The sequence below is a fragment of the Psychrobacter sp. TB55-MNA-CIBAN-0194 genome, assembly GCF_040309505.1.
GTDB classification, from domain to species: Bacteria; Pseudomonadota; Gammaproteobacteria; order Pseudomonadales; family Moraxellaceae; genus Psychrobacter; species Psychrobacter fozii.
On record NZ_JBEOOW010000012.1, the window covers coordinates 57,226 to 74,656 of the forward strand.

15 protein-coding genes are annotated in these 17,431 nt (G+C 44.0%); 5 read left to right on the forward strand and 10 right to left on the reverse strand.

Going from position 1 to position 17,431, the window contains the following annotated elements; translation table 11 throughout:
* The first annotated feature begins 26 nt into the window (after positions 1-26).
* On the forward strand, positions 27-689 hold the full coding sequence (gene rdgB, locus AAEY75_RS13315; RefSeq protein ID WP_352259816.1) for an RdgB/HAM1 family non-canonical purine NTP pyrophosphatase: 663 nt from the start codon (positions 27-29) through the stop codon (positions 687-689).
* A gap of 395 nt (positions 690-1,084) precedes the next feature.
* A complete protein-coding gene (gene tig / locus AAEY75_RS13320) occupies positions 1,085-2,428 on the forward strand; it encodes a trigger factor (RefSeq protein ID WP_352259817.1) in 1,344 nt (447 codons plus the stop codon).
* A 139-nt stretch (positions 2,429-2,567) separates the two neighbouring features.
* On the opposite strand, the gene AAEY75_RS13325 is transcribed toward tig, so the two are convergent.
* From AAEY75_RS13325 to AAEY75_RS13355, 7 genes are all read right to left on the reverse strand, one after another.
* Positions 2,568-3,323, reverse strand: coding sequence for a HupE/UreJ family protein (locus AAEY75_RS13325; protein WP_352259818.1), 756 nt, complete (start codon positions 3,321-3,323; stop codon positions 2,568-2,570).
* Between the two features lie 64 nt (positions 3,324-3,387).
* Positions 3,388-4,077 (reverse strand): urease accessory protein UreG, encoded by a 690-nt coding sequence (gene ureG / locus AAEY75_RS13330; protein WP_352259819.1) that lies wholly within the window; start codon positions 4,075-4,077, stop codon positions 3,388-3,390.
* A gap of 57 nt (positions 4,078-4,134) precedes the next feature.
* Positions 4,135-4,908, reverse strand: a complete 774-nt coding sequence (locus AAEY75_RS13335; RefSeq protein WP_352259839.1) for an urease accessory protein UreF — start codon at positions 4,906-4,908, stop codon at positions 4,135-4,137.
* Positions 4,908-5,540, reverse strand: a complete 633-nt coding sequence (gene ureE, locus AAEY75_RS13340) for an urease accessory protein UreE (RefSeq protein WP_502944411.1) — start codon at positions 5,538-5,540, stop codon at positions 4,908-4,910. Before ureE ends, AAEY75_RS13335 begins: the two co-directional genes overlap by 1 nt.
* A gap of 91 nt (positions 5,541-5,631) precedes the next feature.
* Positions 5,632-7,821, reverse strand: coding sequence for an urease subunit alpha (ureC, locus tag AAEY75_RS13345; protein WP_352259821.1), 2,190 nt, complete (start codon positions 7,819-7,821; stop codon positions 5,632-5,634).
* A gap of 149 nt (positions 7,822-7,970) precedes the next feature.
* Positions 7,971-8,273 (reverse strand): urease subunit gamma, encoded by a 303-nt coding sequence (ureA, locus tag AAEY75_RS13350; protein ID WP_198327402.1) that lies wholly within the window; start codon positions 8,271-8,273, stop codon positions 7,971-7,973.
* A gap of 139 nt (positions 8,274-8,412) precedes the next feature.
* Entirely contained in the window at positions 8,413-9,501 is a 1,089-nt protein-coding gene (locus AAEY75_RS13355; RefSeq protein ID WP_352259822.1) for an urease accessory protein UreD, read from the reverse strand.
* 775 nt (positions 9,502-10,276) lie between these two features.
* Here AAEY75_RS13355 and clpP point away from each other — a divergent pair.
* Both clpP and clpX read left to right on the forward strand, forming a co-directional pair.
* Complete coding sequence (gene clpP, locus AAEY75_RS13360) at positions 10,277-10,963, forward strand: ATP-dependent Clp endopeptidase proteolytic subunit ClpP (protein ID WP_413786953.1); 687 nt, start codon at positions 10,277-10,279, stop codon at positions 10,961-10,963.
* A 110-nt stretch (positions 10,964-11,073) separates the two neighbouring features.
* Positions 11,074-12,348, forward strand: a complete 1,275-nt coding sequence (gene clpX, locus AAEY75_RS13365; RefSeq protein ID WP_194198226.1) for an ATP-dependent protease ATP-binding subunit ClpX — start codon at positions 11,074-11,076, stop codon at positions 12,346-12,348.
* Positions 12,349-12,569: 221 nt separating this feature from the next.
* On the opposite strand, the gene AAEY75_RS13370 is transcribed toward clpX, so the two are convergent.
* The 3 genes from AAEY75_RS13370 to argS all read right to left on the reverse strand — a co-directional run bounded on the left by AAEY75_RS13370 (position 12,570) and on the right by argS (position 16,737).
* Positions 12,570-13,664, reverse strand: a complete 1,095-nt coding sequence (locus tag AAEY75_RS13370; protein WP_110924154.1) for a PTS sugar transporter subunit IIC — start codon at positions 13,662-13,664, stop codon at positions 12,570-12,572.
* 313 nt (positions 13,665-13,977) lie between these two features.
* Positions 13,978-14,781: an SPOR domain-containing protein gene (locus AAEY75_RS13375; RefSeq protein WP_110924153.1), complete on the reverse strand. Its 804-nt coding sequence runs from the start codon at positions 14,779-14,781 to the stop codon at positions 13,978-13,980.
* 126 nt (positions 14,782-14,907) lie between these two features.
* Positions 14,908-16,737: an arginine--tRNA ligase gene (gene argS / locus AAEY75_RS13380; protein WP_197218490.1), complete on the reverse strand. Its 1,830-nt coding sequence runs from the start codon at positions 16,735-16,737 to the stop codon at positions 14,908-14,910.
* Positions 16,738-17,183: 446 nt separating this feature from the next.
* On the opposite strand from argS, the gene AAEY75_RS13385 reads away from it, so the two are divergent.
* Positions 17,184-17,402: a DUF2788 domain-containing protein gene (locus AAEY75_RS13385; protein ID WP_110924151.1), complete on the forward strand. Its 219-nt coding sequence runs from the start codon at positions 17,184-17,186 to the stop codon at positions 17,400-17,402.
* Positions 17,403-17,431: the final 29 nt, after the last annotated feature.

Below are 17,431 nucleotides of genomic sequence, written 5' to 3' on the forward strand. Positions count from 1 at the left end.
ACGTAATCATTTAACGGAAAGACACTATGAGCAACACCAGTACTATCAACACTCCTCTACACGCGACACAATTAGCACCAACTAGCCACTGGGTGCTCGCCAGTAATAATAAAGGCAAGCTGGCTGAGTTTAAACGGTTATTCGCTGAGGCAAATCTGGATGTGACGATCATCCCGCAAGGTCAGCTCGATATCGAAGATGCCATCGAGGATGGTTTAAGCTTTGTAGAAAATGCCATTATCAAAGCGCGTCATGCCAGCCGTATCAGTGGACTGCCTGCTATCGCTGATGACTCAGGACTGTGTGTGCCCGCACTCGGTAACGCACCGGGGATTTACTCTGCTCGCTATGCTGGTGAGCATGGTAACGATAGTAAAAACAATGCAAAGCTCATCGCTGACTTGCAGCCTATTCGTGCTGAGCACGCTAACGAGCCTATTAAAGGGTTATTTGTGTGCGTACTGGCAATGGTGCGTCATGCTGATGACCCGTTACCGATTATCGCTCAAGGATTATGGCATGGCGAGATTTCAGAGACAGCGCATGGTGATGGTGGCTTTGGTTATGATCCGTTATTTTGGCTACCTGACTTGCAAACCAGTGCGGCCAGCTTGAGCGCTGCTGATAAAAACAGTATCAGTCATCGCGGTCAGGCCATTCAACAGCTATTGGCACAACTGCCTTTATAAGTGTTCCTATAAAGGCAAGCAACATAAGGAAACATGACACCAAACAGATAATTTTTACTTTAATAATCAGATAGATTATACTGTTCTACTTTTAAAAATTTTGTCGAAAACCGTTATATGTCTGTATAATTCACCAAAAAGCGTTATTATGCGGTGCATTAACGGTTTATTATTGATATTTGATAGCATTTACAACCTCAGCTGTTTTATATTTTGTGCTGGCAGCGATTGCTACTGATACTGATATGGACGTTGCGGGCTATCATTGTCCCCTATTTATTCCAACGGCAATCCGTTGTACACGCCCGTATTTTGAGGCTCGGTTTGTCTATTACCATTTAATCCTAAGTACTGCTTAATTTTAAGTACTATCTAATCCTAAAGGTGTAATTAACATGGCTACAGATTTACAAGTCACAACCAACAAGCTATCTAACAAAGAAACCCAATTGACAGTTAAAGTACCTGTCGAAAAAATTCAAAACAAAGTCGAAGGCCGTATTCGCCAAGTTGCGAAAACTGCCAAGATTGACGGTTTCCGTAAAGGTAACGTCCCTATGTCACACATCCGCTCTCAGTACGGTGCTGGCATTCAGCAAGAAGTTATCAACGATGTGATCCGTGATACCGTTTTTGAAGCAATCAAATCTGAAGACATCCGCGCTGTTGGCATGCCTAACATCGACGACGTAAAACTTGAAGACGATTTCTTGGTTTATCAAGCGACTGTTGAAATCTTCCCAGAAGTAGATGTACAAGGTATCGATGAGATCGAAGTTGAGCGTCATACTGCTAAGGTTGATGAAGCTGACGTTGACACCATGATCGAAAACCTACAAAAGCAACGTGAAGAATTCGTTGAGAAAAAGGGCATGGCTGCGAAAGACAACCAAGTGACTTTTGACTTTGAAGGTTCTATCGACGGCGAAAAATTCGAAGGCGGCTCTGCTGAAGACTTCAAATTGGTTATCGGTAGCAACCAAATGATTCCTGGCTTTGAAGCGGGTATCAAAGGCATGAAAGCTGGCGAAGAAAAAATCATCGAAGTAACTTTCCCAGAAGATTATCAAGCTGAAAACTTAGCGGGTAAAGAAGCTCAATTCAAAATCAACGTAAAACTGGTTGAAAAATCTAAGCTACCTGAAATCGACGATGCGTTCCTTGAGCTATTCGGCGTAAAAGAAGGCGGCGTTGAAAAACTAAAAGATGACGTACGCAAAAACATGGAACGCGAAATCAAAAACGCTGCGCGTAGCCAAGTTAAGCAAGCGACTTTTGACGCACTGCTAGAAAAGAACGAGTTTGACGTACCAAACGCTATGCTAGAGCAAGAAATCGAACGTCAACGCAACATGATGATGCAACGTTTTTCTCAGCAGTTCGGCGCGAATGCTGATAGCTTCGATAAAGACATGCTACCAAATGAGCTATTTGAAGAGCAAGCGCTACGTGCTGCCCGTCTTGGCATCATCGTTGCTCGTGTTATCGATACCAAAGGCTTAGAAGTAGATCAAGCACGCGTTGAGACGTTCATCAAAGAAGCAGCTGAAAACTACGAAGATCCAGCAGAAGTGATCGAGTACTACACCACTGATAAGCAACAGCGCGCTAACATTGAGTCTGTTGTACTAGAAGACCAAGTGGTTGATTATCTAATCGAGCAAGGCAAAGTAACTGACAAAGAAGTTAGCTACCAAGACTTGCTAGCTGCTCAGCAACAACAGCAGCAAGGCATGTAGTCTAAACTGAGCGCTATCTATTTTAATTAGATAGCGCTCATGTTCTTAGTTCATAAAAATACGGCCCCGATCATCGATTGGGGCCGTATTTTTATGGGTAAACATAAATAGTAGTTTAGGTCAAAATATTAATAAAATCCTAGGTCAAAACAGGAATAAATACTGCTCCTAAACCTAGTACAACTAGCCCACGTTGGAACCAAAAATGACCGCCGAGACGCTGTTGCAACTGCTGATTGATCACCATGCCCACTGCATATAGACCCAACATAGAAACCATCATACCAGCATAAAAACCTAACTGACCGGATACGCCGATCTGTGCTGGCAATTCCATCGCATGTGCCATACCGTGAAATACTGCCAAGCCGCCTAAAATCATGCTCAGTAATGGTACATCACTTTTAGTTGTCGTACTCGCTACTGACCTATTCAATGATGCAGCTTTTCCGCGCCATTGACCCATTAATACAAATGCCAATACCACCACTGATAATAGTATTGCCATCTCAACCATGCCAGCGGCCGAACCAAATGCAGCCCCACCTACCAAAGCACCAACAGTCGCTAATACCGCGCCCAGTGATAGTCCTCCTGCCAACGACATCATGCCCAAGCGCTGCTTTTGCAATCCATAAAACAACATACCCATACCGACTGCTAAAAACAAATGATCAAAGCCAGTCAGCGGATGCATCAGCCCTGCTTGCAACGTGCCTAACAGCGATGATGTGTGCGCAGTCGTTGAATGGATATGACCTGAGTGTGCCTGAGCTAGTGACGGTAACATTAATGAGGTCATCATCACCGTTGAGCCAGTTACTATGTTACGAGCGGATAAAGCCTGTGAAAAATGCGTCTTTGTTATAGTTTTTGTCTTGGTAGAGGCTGTCATAGGAGTGCTCCTTAATATTGATAATTTAGTTATTCGTAGCTTGTAGTTCATGAGATTCTATTGGCTAAGCAAGCATGCCTTGCTCTTTGATAAAGGCAATAATCTCATTTAGCCCGTCACCCGTTTTCATGTTGCTAAAGATAAAAGGTTTGTCACCGCGCATTTTTTTGGCATCTCTTGCCATGACTTCTAGCGAAGCCCCTACCATTGGTGCAAGATCAGTCTTATTGATAATTAGCAAATCAGACTTGGTAATTCCCGGCCCACCTTTACGAGGTATCTTATCGCCTGCTGAGACATCAATAACGTATAGGGTCAAATCAGACAATTCTGGGCTAAACGTCGCTGCCAAATTATCACCACCTGATTCGATGATAATCATCTCTAAATCTTTAAAAGTCGCTTGTAATTCGGCAATAGCCGTCAGATTAATAGACGCATCTTCGCGGATAGCTGTATGCGGACAGCCGCCTGTTTCTACGCCACGAATACGCTCAGCAGGCATGGCATCATTACGAGTCAAAAACTCTGAATCTTCTTTGGTATAGATATCATTTGTCACGACTGCCATATTGACCGTGTCGCGCATGTTTTGGCACAAACGCAACGTCAACGCGGTCTTACCACTACCAACAGGGCCACCAATACCAAGGCGTAAGCATGACAATCCAGATGGCTGATTTCGGCGGTCATTATCAGTCTGTAAGTCTGATATAGATTGAGAGTTTTTTGGCTTGAGCGGGGTTAGAGACATATTGAATTCCTAAAACAGTTTGTATATTAATAAGTATAAATAGAAATAAAGGTATAGTTATGAGCGAAACAATCGACTGTACTGCTCCTCATGCATACTTGAGAGAATAGCCAAATTGGGTAAATTATTCGAGATATTAAGCGATTCATATAGGTCTTGGCACAGCTGCTGATAGTCTTGCTCTTCAAGCGAATCTGATGATGGCCTCAATGTATCAAAAGCATGTTGTACATCATCACTTAGAGCATCAATCTGAGCACCCAGATCGCTTTGTAATTGCCACAGGATACGCTGACCCGCCATCTGTCCTAACGGTACCGTCTTAACCGCAGCCAACACCATATTCTCTAGTTGGGCAAAGCCATACGTAGTCATTGATTGTGCCAGTGATAGCTGCCAGTGCTGTGCAATATGAGCAAAAAGTGGCAAGTATCCGTCTTCAGGTATCTCAGCAGGTATACCGAGGCTCAGTACTTCATTAAGCCAAGATACCATTGCTTGAGCCAGTTGCTGAGACTCAAGCACAAACTCTTTACTCTCTAAGCCAGCATGATAATCGTGTGCTAGATTTGTGGCTAGCGCATCATTACCTTGACCAAGTGCTAGCATTATCAGCCCTAATACTGGCAACTCATAGCCGATAACAGCAAGCGCTAGATAGTCCTGCATAAATACAAGCGTGCTTGCTTCATCAGAGATTACGCCTGACTCAATCGCTGACTCAACACCTTGCGAATACGTATAGCTACCAATGGGTAAGTTGCTCGATGCCAGCATCAGCAGCTGACCAAGTTGGTCTGGCTGAGTAGACTGAGCACTGGTATCAATCATCACTCTGACTGCCCTACAGACTCATCATGATGGTTATGGCTGTGAGCGTGGCTATGACTGTGTTCTTGCTTATTACTGTGCGAATGGCTATGCGATTCACTATTTGAATCCGAATGAGCATGTGAGTGAGAGTGACCATGCGAGTGCCCTTGCCCCGACTGATATGCCCCTGTTTCAGGTTCAAACGGTACCGAAGCATCTTCAACACGCAATCCAAGACGCTCTAACATTTGCGCAAGCACATGGTCGTTTTCAAAATATAGCGCGTAGCCTGCATCACCGTAGTCAAAACTATGGTCAAACATCAGTGGCACGTGTCGATTGCCTAAATGATAAGCTCCTTTCATCAACGTAAAAACATCACCAGCGGTAACTTTGGTGACTGCCTGAGGCTTGGCAATGACTTGTATTAGCTCACCTGCTTCATTGATTAGCACATCATCACCTTTGAGGGTACCTGTCCGAGGTAAGTCAATACCGACGCTCTTACCTGCAACCGTAGTGGCTTTAAATCTAGAATGCTGACGTGTATCAAAATCTAAAAGGAGATAGTCATCGGTTTGATGCTGTTCTGCTAATTGTTTTTTTTGAGCGTCATTTGGGGCATTTAAACGGGTATTAAATATCTTCATCATTATTATACTCTGGCTGTTATTGCTCAAACGGTTAAAACATAAAACTCAAGAATCTTGAAATAATAAAACACTTAGAATAAAAAGTTGCTTAGAATAAAAAGTAACGCTGCGCCATGGGCAATACATCGGCAGGCTCACAGGTTAGCATCTCGCCATCGGCACGTACTTCATAAGTTTCAGGGTTAATATCCATATCAGGACAGTAACTATTAAAGCGCATGTCACTTTTCCGGATATTACGAATGCCATGTACTGGCTCGATAACTTTGGTCAATCCAAGCTGCTTATCCACTTGCTTGTCGATAGCCGCTTGCGACATAAAAGTGATGCTGGTTTGGGCAACTGATTTTGGATACGTGGCAAACATAGGACGATAATGAACTGGCTGCGGGGTGGGAATAGAGGCATTAATATCGCCCATCGGCACAGCAGCGATGAGGCCACCTTTAATGATGCATTCAGGCTTTACCCCAAAAAATTTGGGCGACCATAACACCATATCGGCCCATTTCCCCACTTCGATAGAGCCAACCATATCGCTGATACCATGGGTAATCGCAGGGTTTATGGTGTATTTTGCGATATAGCGTTTGATGCGAAAGTTATCGTTGTCCGCGCTTTGGTCATAGTCCGTCAGCGTAATGAACTGCTGCTCATCCTCTATGGTCGCTGTTGCATCAGGTGCTAGATGTCCGCGTTGCACTTTCATTTTATGCGCGGTTTGCCACGTACGTATAACCACTTCACCTACCCGCCCCATGGCTTGCGAGTCACTACTCATCATCGAAATCGCGCCCAAATCATGCAAGATATCTTCTGCGGCAATGGTTTCTTGGCGAATACGACTTTCAGCGAAGGCGACATCTTCAGCGATAGCAGGGCTTAGGTGATGACAGACCATGAGCATATCGAGATGCTCGTCAATGGTATTGACGGTATATGGGCGTGTTGGATTGGTTGAAGATGGCAAAACATGCGACTCGCCAATCGCCTTTAGAATATCAGGGGCATGTCCACCACCTGCGCCTTCGGTATGGAAGGTGTGAATACAGCGATTCTTAAAAGCTGCTAGTGTACTTTCAAGATAGCCACTTTCATTCAAAGTATCGGTATGAATGGCTACTTGCACATCATACTCTTCCGCGACACTCAAACAGTTATCGATGGCTTGCGGCGTCGTGCCCCAATCTTCATGTAGCTTTAACCCTACGGCACCCGCTTCGATTTGTTCAGCAATAGGTTCTGGTACACTCACATTTCCTTTGCCCAGTAATCCGATATTCATGGGAATACTATCGGTAGATTTTAGCATTGAGGCAATATGATAAGCCCCTGGCGTACAGGTAGTCGCGAGCGTACCCTGTGCAGGCCCTGTACCACCACCAAGCATTGTGGTCACGCCTGACATAAGCGCTGTCTCACATTGCTGGGGTGCGATAAAGTGAATATGACTATCGACCCCGCCTGCTGTCAGGATTTTGCCTTCACCAGCTATAATCTCGGTAGCACCACCAATCGCAATATCGATGGCAGGTTGTATATCAGGATTTCCGGCTTTGCCAATGCCGCTAATGCGACCGTCTTTGATACCGATATCTGCTTTATAGATACCCGTATAATCCATGACCAACGCATTGGTAATGACCGTGTCGGCAACGTCGGCACCCAGTAGTTGCCCTTGACCCATACCATCACGGATGACTTTACCGCCACCAAACTTAACTTCTTCACCTTTTATCTCGGTAGGTTTGCTAGCACGCGCACCATTCTCTAATGTCTCTACTTGATCGGTATCAGTACTCAGTTGGCTCGTTAAGTCAGCCTCAACCTGTAGCCACAATTCAGTGTCGGCTAGGCGAACCTTGTCACCTGTCGTCGGGCCAAAATGCTCAGCATAAATATGCCGACTGACTTTCTTCTGCGAGGTAACTGGCGGATTTTTATTATCAGTATTGTCTAATGCTGTGTCTGAGCTAGCGGCACCCATCACTCGCCCTGCAAAACCATAGACTTCCTGCTTGCCAGCATAAGCGACCAGTTCCACTTCACGTGATTGTCCTGGCTCAAAGCGTACCGCCGTACCAGGGATAATATTCAGGCGATAACCACGCGTCTGCTCTCTCTCGAAACTCAAGGCATCGTTGACTTCGTAAAAGTGATAATGCGAGCCGATTTGAATAGGTCTATCACCAGTATTGCTAACACTAATGGTCTGTACCTGTCGTCCTTGGTTTAAGATGATATCGCCATCTTGAATATGGTATTCGCCTGCTTGCATGGGAGTCGCCTTATTTTATAGTTATCAGTTTAATAAGATAGTCGATTCAATTTAAAAGTAGTACAAGGCAACCGAGCGTAGAAGTATATTTAATACTTCAATCGAGGTTAATGCAGTAACATTTTATAGTGGAATGACTATATGCCGTGCTACACGATTGGATTATGCACCGTAACCAACTTGGTACCATCAGGGAACGTCGCCTCGATTTGCACTTCATCCACCATCTCTGCCACCCCATCCATCACATCATCAACAGACAGATAGGTGGCACCTTCACTCATTAATTCGGCCACTCTTTTGCCATCTCTAGCACCTTCCATCAATAGCATGCTGATATAAGCAATGGCTTCGGGATAGTTAAGCTTAACACCTCGGTTTTTACGGCGTTCAGCCACCATGCCAGCCGTGAATAGCATGAGCTTGTCTTTTTCTGTCGGGGTCAAATGCATGGAGCTTCCTTATTATATTTATAATGTTTTGTGTCGCAGAGTAGCGTACTTCAAACGTTTAACGCCTTAACCAAAATAGCGATTATGTCTTTTTTATCAGAGTAACGTCATAACAAATTAAGTAGTATCTAATCAAAAATCACGTATCCCAAATCCGTGGTCGACACGGCTCAAGCTGCCACCAGTTCTCACGTAAGACTTCTCTAAGCTGATAAAATGCCTCAAAACAGCCACGCACATCTGTGCCTATATAGCGGATATTAATCGCTTGATAATTATGGGTGCAATAGACAGGTAGATCCGCTTCAGCGATTGCTTGCCGTAAAGTCAGTATCGTACTGTCCAAATAACGGGTTAGTGCTTGCTTGGTCGTCGCTTGCGCAGTCTCTGTCGTTTCTCGTGCTTTTGATGAGGATAAAGGCTTTTGATGTACGTCACTTAAACTTGGTACTGCCCAAAACGACCCATAGATATGCTGCCCTGCTAGCCCTAAACGCGATGTAAACCAGCGGCTTTGTGCTGACTGTGCCACACGTTCAGCAACGATGACTTTACCTTCTCGGTAGACATTCAAGCCTGTATGGTAATACCCTTGCAAAAACTGTTCATCATAGGCCTGCCGCCCAAAGACACTAATCTCCCATGTCAGTAAGCTAGATGAGTCCGTTAAATCAAAACGACTCGTCGCATGCATGTTGGCTTCGTTATAAATAATACTCTCTTGCGGCAGCCATTCTAGGCGAGCATCTCTGTCTAATGTGGCGTATACCTTTTGGCTAGCATATTCAGCCATGTCGTTTGGCACTGAGCTTATGTGGTTAGTATCATTACTATGCACACTGCCCTGATTCACTGGCATGGTGTTATCACAAGCGCTTTGTGTGGGCGACTGTCGATGCGAGGTTTTGCTTTTTTGGCTGACACTATCTTTGCCATACCACTTACCCGCCCCCGGTGTCGTAATGACAGCGTGACTATCGCTATCTAAACGCAGATCTATCGTCAACGTGTCACCACCTGCGATACCTGCTGGCGGATATAGCATTAAGATATGACAAATACCCTGCTGCACACGCGGCTCAGGATACAGAGCACGCTGTACCATCAAGGCGCCTGTATGCTTACGATGATAAAGCCGAGTTTTTGACTCAGCTGTGGCTATACCTTTGATAGTATTCGTGCGTTTTACGGTGTCAAAATCTAAAGCTAAAGAAGAGGCCCAGCTCATTTCATATACTCATCTACTAATTAGGGCGTGTTGAACATCAAATATAACACACGATTGTGATGCTAAGAGGTCGAGCATTAAGCCGATCAGACAAAACCCGGTGGTATAGTCATTCCACTATAAAAGAGAAAGCAACGATGCCAACAGTCAAAATGCCAAAAGCTTATGCAGCAACGACGTCACTCCATATATACAATCATTATGCCAACTTACTGACACTGGCTATCAGAGCAAGCAGTCAATACTATGCAAATGAATGATATTGCTTGGTTTTTGAACACTGAAATTTTTGGTTATATTGTCCACCTCATTTTCACGATGTCTCAAATAGATATCAATCATTTTTATTTTTTTGGCAGGCTCTAATTTGCACCAAAATTGTACAATTTACTATCATAAATGCACCATTTTTTATCATCATATTTCTTTTTAATGTAGCACCATATTCATAAATAATGAGACACCTGTAATCCATACAGAGGTAGCCTGTCTGCTATCTTTATGGAGGGTTTCTAGGCAAGCCCCTTGATAAATGTATACACACACCTTATTAATAGGGAGTCATTTATTATTTTTCACATTAAAAAGTTACTATTGCCACGATAAAAAAGTTACCATTAGCTCAATTATTTTTAGCGACATCTAGATCGTACCATTGCATCTAGTCAGTGTTAACAACAAGCGGTAGTATTTATCATGATAAGCACCCATAAAATCTTAACCGTTCGCTAATCCCAATCCCTTTATTTTATGTACTTATAAACAGGACATCTTTATGACAGATTATGAACGCATCACTGCCAACCCGCATTTTGATATGCTGATGAGTGCGCACAACGACATGCAATATACCCAAAGTGCACCTCAAGCTGCATTAGTACCGATGGTGGTTGAACAGTCATCACGCGGTGAACGCTCGTTTGATATTTTTTCACGTCTATTACGTGAGCGCGTTATCTTTTTGACTGGTCAAGTCGAAGACAATATGGCCAATCTCATCGTCGCACAGTTACTATTCTTAGAGGCTGAAAACCCTGATAAAGATATCCATCTATATATCAACTCACCAGGCGGTTCAGTGAGTGCTGGTTTGGCGATTTTTGACACGATGAATTTCATCAAGCCTGAAGTATCAACCATCTGTATGGGCGGTGCTTACAGCATGGGTTCATTCTTGTTGGCAGCTGGCCAAAAAGGCAAGCGTTATTCACTTGCGAATGCTCGCGTCATGATTCATCAGCCTTCAGGTGGCGCGCAAGGTCAAGCAACAGATATCGAAATTAATGCTCGTGAAATCTTAAAAACTCGTGCACGTTTGAACAAAATATTGGCTGAGCGTACTGGTCAGCCAGTAGAAAAAATCGAAAAAGACGTTGAGCGTGATTATTGGTTGGATGCAGACGAAGCAAAAGAATATGGTTTGGTTGACGAAGTATTAGAGCGCCGCCCTACTTCTTTATAATTAGCATATAACAGCCTTGATAAGCATCAATTGTCTGAGCGCGATGCGTTTTGGCATTGATGCAAACAATCAAAATATTTGTAAGTTTTAAAATTTTAGGAGCGCCTTTTATGGCAGAAGACAATACCCCGCAGTGCTCGTTTTGTGGCAAAGCCAAAAGCGATGTGCAGCAGCTGATTGCCGCTGATGATGCCAATATCTGTAATGAATGCATTGAGCTATGTACCGATCTAATCGCTGACAGTGCCGAAGACGGCGATGATGACAGCGAAATCGATACCTCTTGGGTCAATAAAAAGCTACCAACGCCAAAAGAGCTGCGTGCCAAGCTTGATGAATATGTCATCGGTCAAGACGCTGCTAAGAAAGCATTGGCAGTTGCCGTTTATAACCATTATAAGCGTTTAAAAGTTAGCCAAACACTGGCCAATGACAGTAAAAAATCTAAGATTGGTGCTGATGATGCCATGGTTGAACTGGCTAAAAGTAACATCTTGCTCATAGGCCCAACAGGCTCAGGTAAGACATTACTGGCACAAACCTTAGCGCGTCTGCTTGATGTGCCGTTTGCCATGGCTGATGCCACGACCTTGACTGAAGCAGGTTATGTCGGTGAAGACGTTGAAAACATCGTGCAGAAGCTACTCCAAGCATCTGACTATGATGTGGCCAAAGCTGAGCAAGGCATCATCTATATCGATGAGATTGACAAAATCAGTAAAAAGGGTGATAACCCATCGATTACCCGTGATGTGTCAGGCGAAGGCGTTCAGCAAGCATTGCTAAAGCTTATCGAAGGCACTGTGGCTGCTATTCCGCCGCATGGTGGTCGCAAGCATCCACAACAAGAGCTGATTCAAGTCGACACCAGCAACATCCTTATCATCGTTGGTGGTGCGTTTGCTGGTCTTGATGCTGTCATTCAGCAACGTACTGAAAAAGGCGGTATCGGCTTCAACGCGGATGTCAGCTCAAAAGACGATAGCCGTCGCAGCTCAGATTTGCTACAGCAAGTTGAGCCAGAAGATTTGATCAAGTTTGGTCTGATCCCTGAGCTGATTGGTCGTCTGCCTGTACTTGCTGCACTACAAGAGCTTGATGAAGAAGCATTGGTACAAATCCTGACTGAACCTAAGAACGCACTGGTAAAACAGTATAAATATTTGTTCGATATGGAAGGTGCTGAGATTAACTTTACGCAAGAAGCACTTGATGCCATCGCCAAAAAAGCCATGGAACGTAAAACGGGTGCCCGTGGTCTACGTTCTATCGTAGAGAATGCATTGCTTGAAACCATGTATGAGCTGCCTTCTATGGAAAACGCAAAGACAGTTATGGTTGATGCAGACGTCATCAATGAAGGTAAAACGCCTGAAATCTCTTAATTTATCGTGCCGTTAACATCACTAATTATGATTAATAAGTGATTACAACAAAAAAGCGTCTAGCAAAGTTTACTAGACGCTTTTTTTATAAGTCTTTTAACCCATCGCTATCGTCAAAGAAGTCTAAAACGAGTACAAGGCAGCCGACTGCAAATGATACATTAGCATGCTTAGCGAGGATGACGATGTAGCGGATTGATATGGGTTGGACTATATTAATATTAAGGCAACTTCATATCACCATCTAACAACCAACCCATACGGCGCATCATGTAAGCAACCATGCCAGCAATGACAGCAGGTAATACAAACATCAATAAAATAATTGCTGTCCATAGCTGACCTGTGCTCATAATTTCTTGTGACGCTTCAATGACCCCAAACACACCGACTAAACCAGCAGTACCCATACCTGCCCCTGTAGCAGTACAGGCAAGCCCGAACCCGACGGTTGCGATAGGTCCAACGATAGCACTGGCGATAACGGCGGGCAGTAGAATCAGTGGCTTTTTTAGGACATTAGGGATTTGCAACATACTAGTGCCCAACCCCTGAGATATCACACCACTTACACCGTTGTCTTTGAAACTGGCAACCGCAAAGCCAATCATATGTGCTGCACAGCCGACTACTGCCGCACCGCCAGCCACACCGCCCAGCCCAATAGCAATACAAATAGCTGCACTTGAAGTGGGCATGGTCAGCAAGATACCGACCACGACTGCAATGACGACACCCATTAATAGAGGCTGCAACTCAGTGGCTGCTTGAATACCTTGACCAATAGCCGCGACAGCAGCAACGATAGGTGGATTCAGTAGCGCACAAACGGCTAATGCGACGGCACAGACCAATAAAGGAATTAACAAAATATCCAACTTAGTCTTGCCAGCGACCCAAGTACCAGCACGATAAGCAAATACAGAGGTCAAATATGCTCCTATCGGATTACCAGGCAATGCCACAAATGTCGCAGGCCCGCCTGCTTGCGGGGTAAAAAGCGTACCTGCCATCAAAGCTTCAGAATGTGCGCCTAGCATACCTGCTACCAAGCAACTTAGCATGACAAGCGTTGGTGCTTTTAGGTAGTAGGCAATGCCTACGCCGATACCCGCCCCCATCAATATTGATGCTAGCTTACCGACGGCAACTAATGCAGGCAAATCTAACCAGCCACCAATTTGTGAAATGATAAGACCCGCTATCAATGTGACAAAGAGACCTAGAGCCATACCAGTAAAAGCATCGATAAAATACTTCTGAAAAAAATATTTGATGGCGCCAGTAGATGCAGGTGTTGAGTCAGATACAGTCATAGCCATACTCGTTGAGGAAGTAATGATAAGATATAATAAAACCACAAAGTAAAATAGCGTTACTAAAAATAAGAGACAAAAAAAGCGTCATTACGACGCTTTTTTATAAATAAACCATTAAAACTAGGGCGTGTCCTCATTTTAAAAATGGTGATAAAAACGAGATAAATCGCAGTCAAACAAGGAAAATAGCGCAGATAATATCGAGATATTAGTCAGCTATTTGACGCTGTTTGGCAAGATTTAGCCATTTTTAACCCATTTAGATGACTATCGATTGAATTGAGGACACGCCCTAATACAGCAACTAAATCTAACGGCGCTGTTCAACGATGATGGAGTCAATACCATTATTCTGTAAGCGCTGCTGAGCAGTCGTTACTGCTTGACGATTACTCATCGGCCGTGAGATCACTTGATAGATGGGCTCACCATTGCCCGTTGTATTCTTGGCGACTCTAGCATCTACACCAGCCATCAGTACCTGTGCACGGCGACGATCCGCTTCATCTGCATCACCAAAGCTGTTTATCTGCAAAATGTAAGTCGCAGCAGGCTTGGCAGCTTGAACACTGGCAGTACCTGCACCACTTGCTCGATTGGTTGCACTACTGGTGCTATTGGTCGGTGCTGTGCCATCATAGGTCGCATCTTCTTCAACGATCACGATATCATCACTAGCAGCATTGCCACGGCTAGGTTCGATCACGGTGTTTTCAGTAATACCAACATTGCCAGTGTCTTCACTGCTGGTCGCTGAAGCACCATTCGGCTGAGTGACCACGATATCAGGCTCAAAGGCTTCGATACCACCGATGCGATCATTGTTTATTTCACCAAAATCTTCATCAGGGATGGTCGCCATCTCTTGATTGGGTAAAATATCATAAAACTCATAATCGCCATTATCGGTATCAGTCTCGACTCGCGGCTGTACCTGACGATCAGGGTCATTGTCGGCACTGCTATCAGCAGGACTGAAATTAAATAATGGTGAGAGGTATATAAATACACCAATCATCAGTGTCAGTACTGCTCCGACAAACATCCATAACAAGCCTGATACGCTACTTGTTTTGCGCTTTTCAGTCGCACCTTTAGGTTTTTTGGCTAGCATGGATCTGGTTCTCCCTACTGAATCTATCTATCATAATCACATTATTGTTATCAATCGTCTATACTCATAATACTACATATTATAAAGTTGCTGCATGTTAGAAGCTTACTACTTATTAGCAAGCGACTACATGCTAGACGGTGCAGACAATCCTAACAAACCAAGCCCATTGGACAAGACCTGTCGCACGGCTTTAGACAAGCGTAGACGGGCTTGCATTAAGTCCAGCTCGTCAGCACTTGGCGTGCCACCAGAGGTCAAACTCATCGGCAAGATACGATTGCTGTCATACCAGCCGTGGAACAATGCGGCCAAATCTTTTAAATAATTGGTCAATATATGTGGCTCATAGCCAGTCGCGGCACGCATGAGGGTTGCTGGATAGCCTGCCAATAGCTTAATCAACTCATCTTCATGGGACGCATTAAGCAATTCTTGATGCGCCAAACCAACCGCATCATCTACTGTAAGCCCACTATTTTGCAAATTCTCTAATACTCGGCACACACGTGCATGCGCATATTGAATATAGTGCACCAAATTGTCTTTGCTTTGTGATTTGGCAAGTTCTAAATCAAAATCAATATGCACTTCAGGCTTACGTGCTACATAATAGAATCTCGCAGCGTCATTGCCAACTTCGGCACGCAGCTCACGCAGAGTCACAAACTGACCAGAACGCGATGACATTTGTACTTTTTCAGAACCGCGCCATAGTGCCACAAATTGTACAAGCACCACGTCTAAACGTTCGGCATCGATACCCAGTGCAGTTAACGCGGCTTTTACACGTGGGACATAACCATGATGATCTGCGCCCCACACGTTAATGACTTTGTCAAAACCACGATCAAATTTATTCTTATGATAAGCAATGTCAGAGGCAAAATACGTTGACTGACCATTGGCACGGCGTACCACACGGTCTTTTTCATCACCGAAGTCAGTCGATTTAAACCAAATGTTGCCGTCTTTTTCGTACAAGTAACCTTTGTCATCGAGTATTTGTAGAACAGGCTCAATCTCGCTATCGATAGAGCGCTCGCTAAACCAGCACTCATAGCTCACGCCAAAATCATTTAAGTCGTCTTTGATATCCGCCAAAATACTGCTCAATGCTGCATTTAAAAACAGCTCATAGCCATCACCAAGCAATGCTTTACTATTGGCAATTAGCCCATCGATATGCGCTTCTTTGTCGCCTGACAATAGAACTTTTTCGCCGTCTGCATTTATCTCAAACTTAGCATCGGCAGGCACTTCTTTGGCAATATTTGCAAAACTATGCACGTAGCTATCAGCATGTTGTGACTTGACCGTTTGGGCAATATCACTGACATAGTCGCCTTGGTAAGCATTGACAGGAAAGGTAACTTGCTCGCCATTGGCTTCTAAATAACGCAAATACGTACTGGTCGCTAGAATATCCATTTGACGGCCAGCGTCATTGACATAATATTCACGCGTGACGTCATAACCAATCGCTTCTAGTAAGTTTGATACGCTCATGCCAAATGCAGCGCCGCGGCCATGACCGACATGCAAGCTAGACGTTGGATTAGCAGAGACAAACTCAACTTGGATTTTTTGCCCTTCAAACTGATCGCTTAAACCAAAACGGTCTTGTAAGGTAAAAATATCGTCCAATACCGCAAATTTGGCTTCAGCGTTTAAAAAGACATTGATAAACCCTGGCCCTGCGATTTCTACTTGGCGTATGTCTTGGTTTTCAGGTAGCGCGTTGACGATTTTTTCGGCAAGCTGGCGTGGGTTGGCCTTGGCAGCTTTGGCAGCAGTCAGCGCGATATTACTGGCAAAATCACCATGACTAAGGTCTTTAGTACGGGTGATTTGGCTATTGTTTTGCCAGTCAGTAGGCAGTGTGCCGTCGGCTTGCAAGGTCTGAATAGCATCGTTGAATAGTGATGCAAGTGTATCAATTTGGGCTTGTGACATAGGGATTTGAACTCAATTAAATAAACAACAAAAACGATGTGAAAATGTGACGAGTGCAAGCAGTCAATAACTGCTTATTATAATAGCGACCGACATTGCAGGGGATAAAATAATACAAAAAGATAAGTAACCTGTAAATATAACAATCTTTGCGCTTTATTGCACCATTTGCACCGAAATTAGTACTAAAATCTTACGGTTAAGACAGTCAACTCTAATAGTTGAGATAGGTGACAGACGTACTTTACGTACTTACTGCCTATAAATCATGATAAAGCAGTATAAAAGTAGCTATTCAATAAATATCAGCCCTATTGATTGTAGCGTTACTGTTGCTCGATACTGGGCAGTCGTTTATACCTGACTGCTTCCACGTTATAATAATGGTTTGTACGACTCTTCTCAGATATAAAAGAGGCGTTACTATTTTCTTATAGGATCATGCCATGTTTGCTATTGCTGCCAGTACTGTCACTAGTTGGGGATTGTACCTTTTATTGCCAATCTTTATTGCTTTCTTGTTTTTTATTATGTGGGATATCTCTAAAGAATCTCAAGCTGGACGCGCCGGTACATTTTGGATTTTCGTAGCGCTTGGTGCAGGCTGTGTTGGCTTCATTATCAAGATTATCATGGAAGTTGCCTTTAAAAAGTGGTTAATCTAATCGGCGTTAGTCACTTTGTATAACCTTGC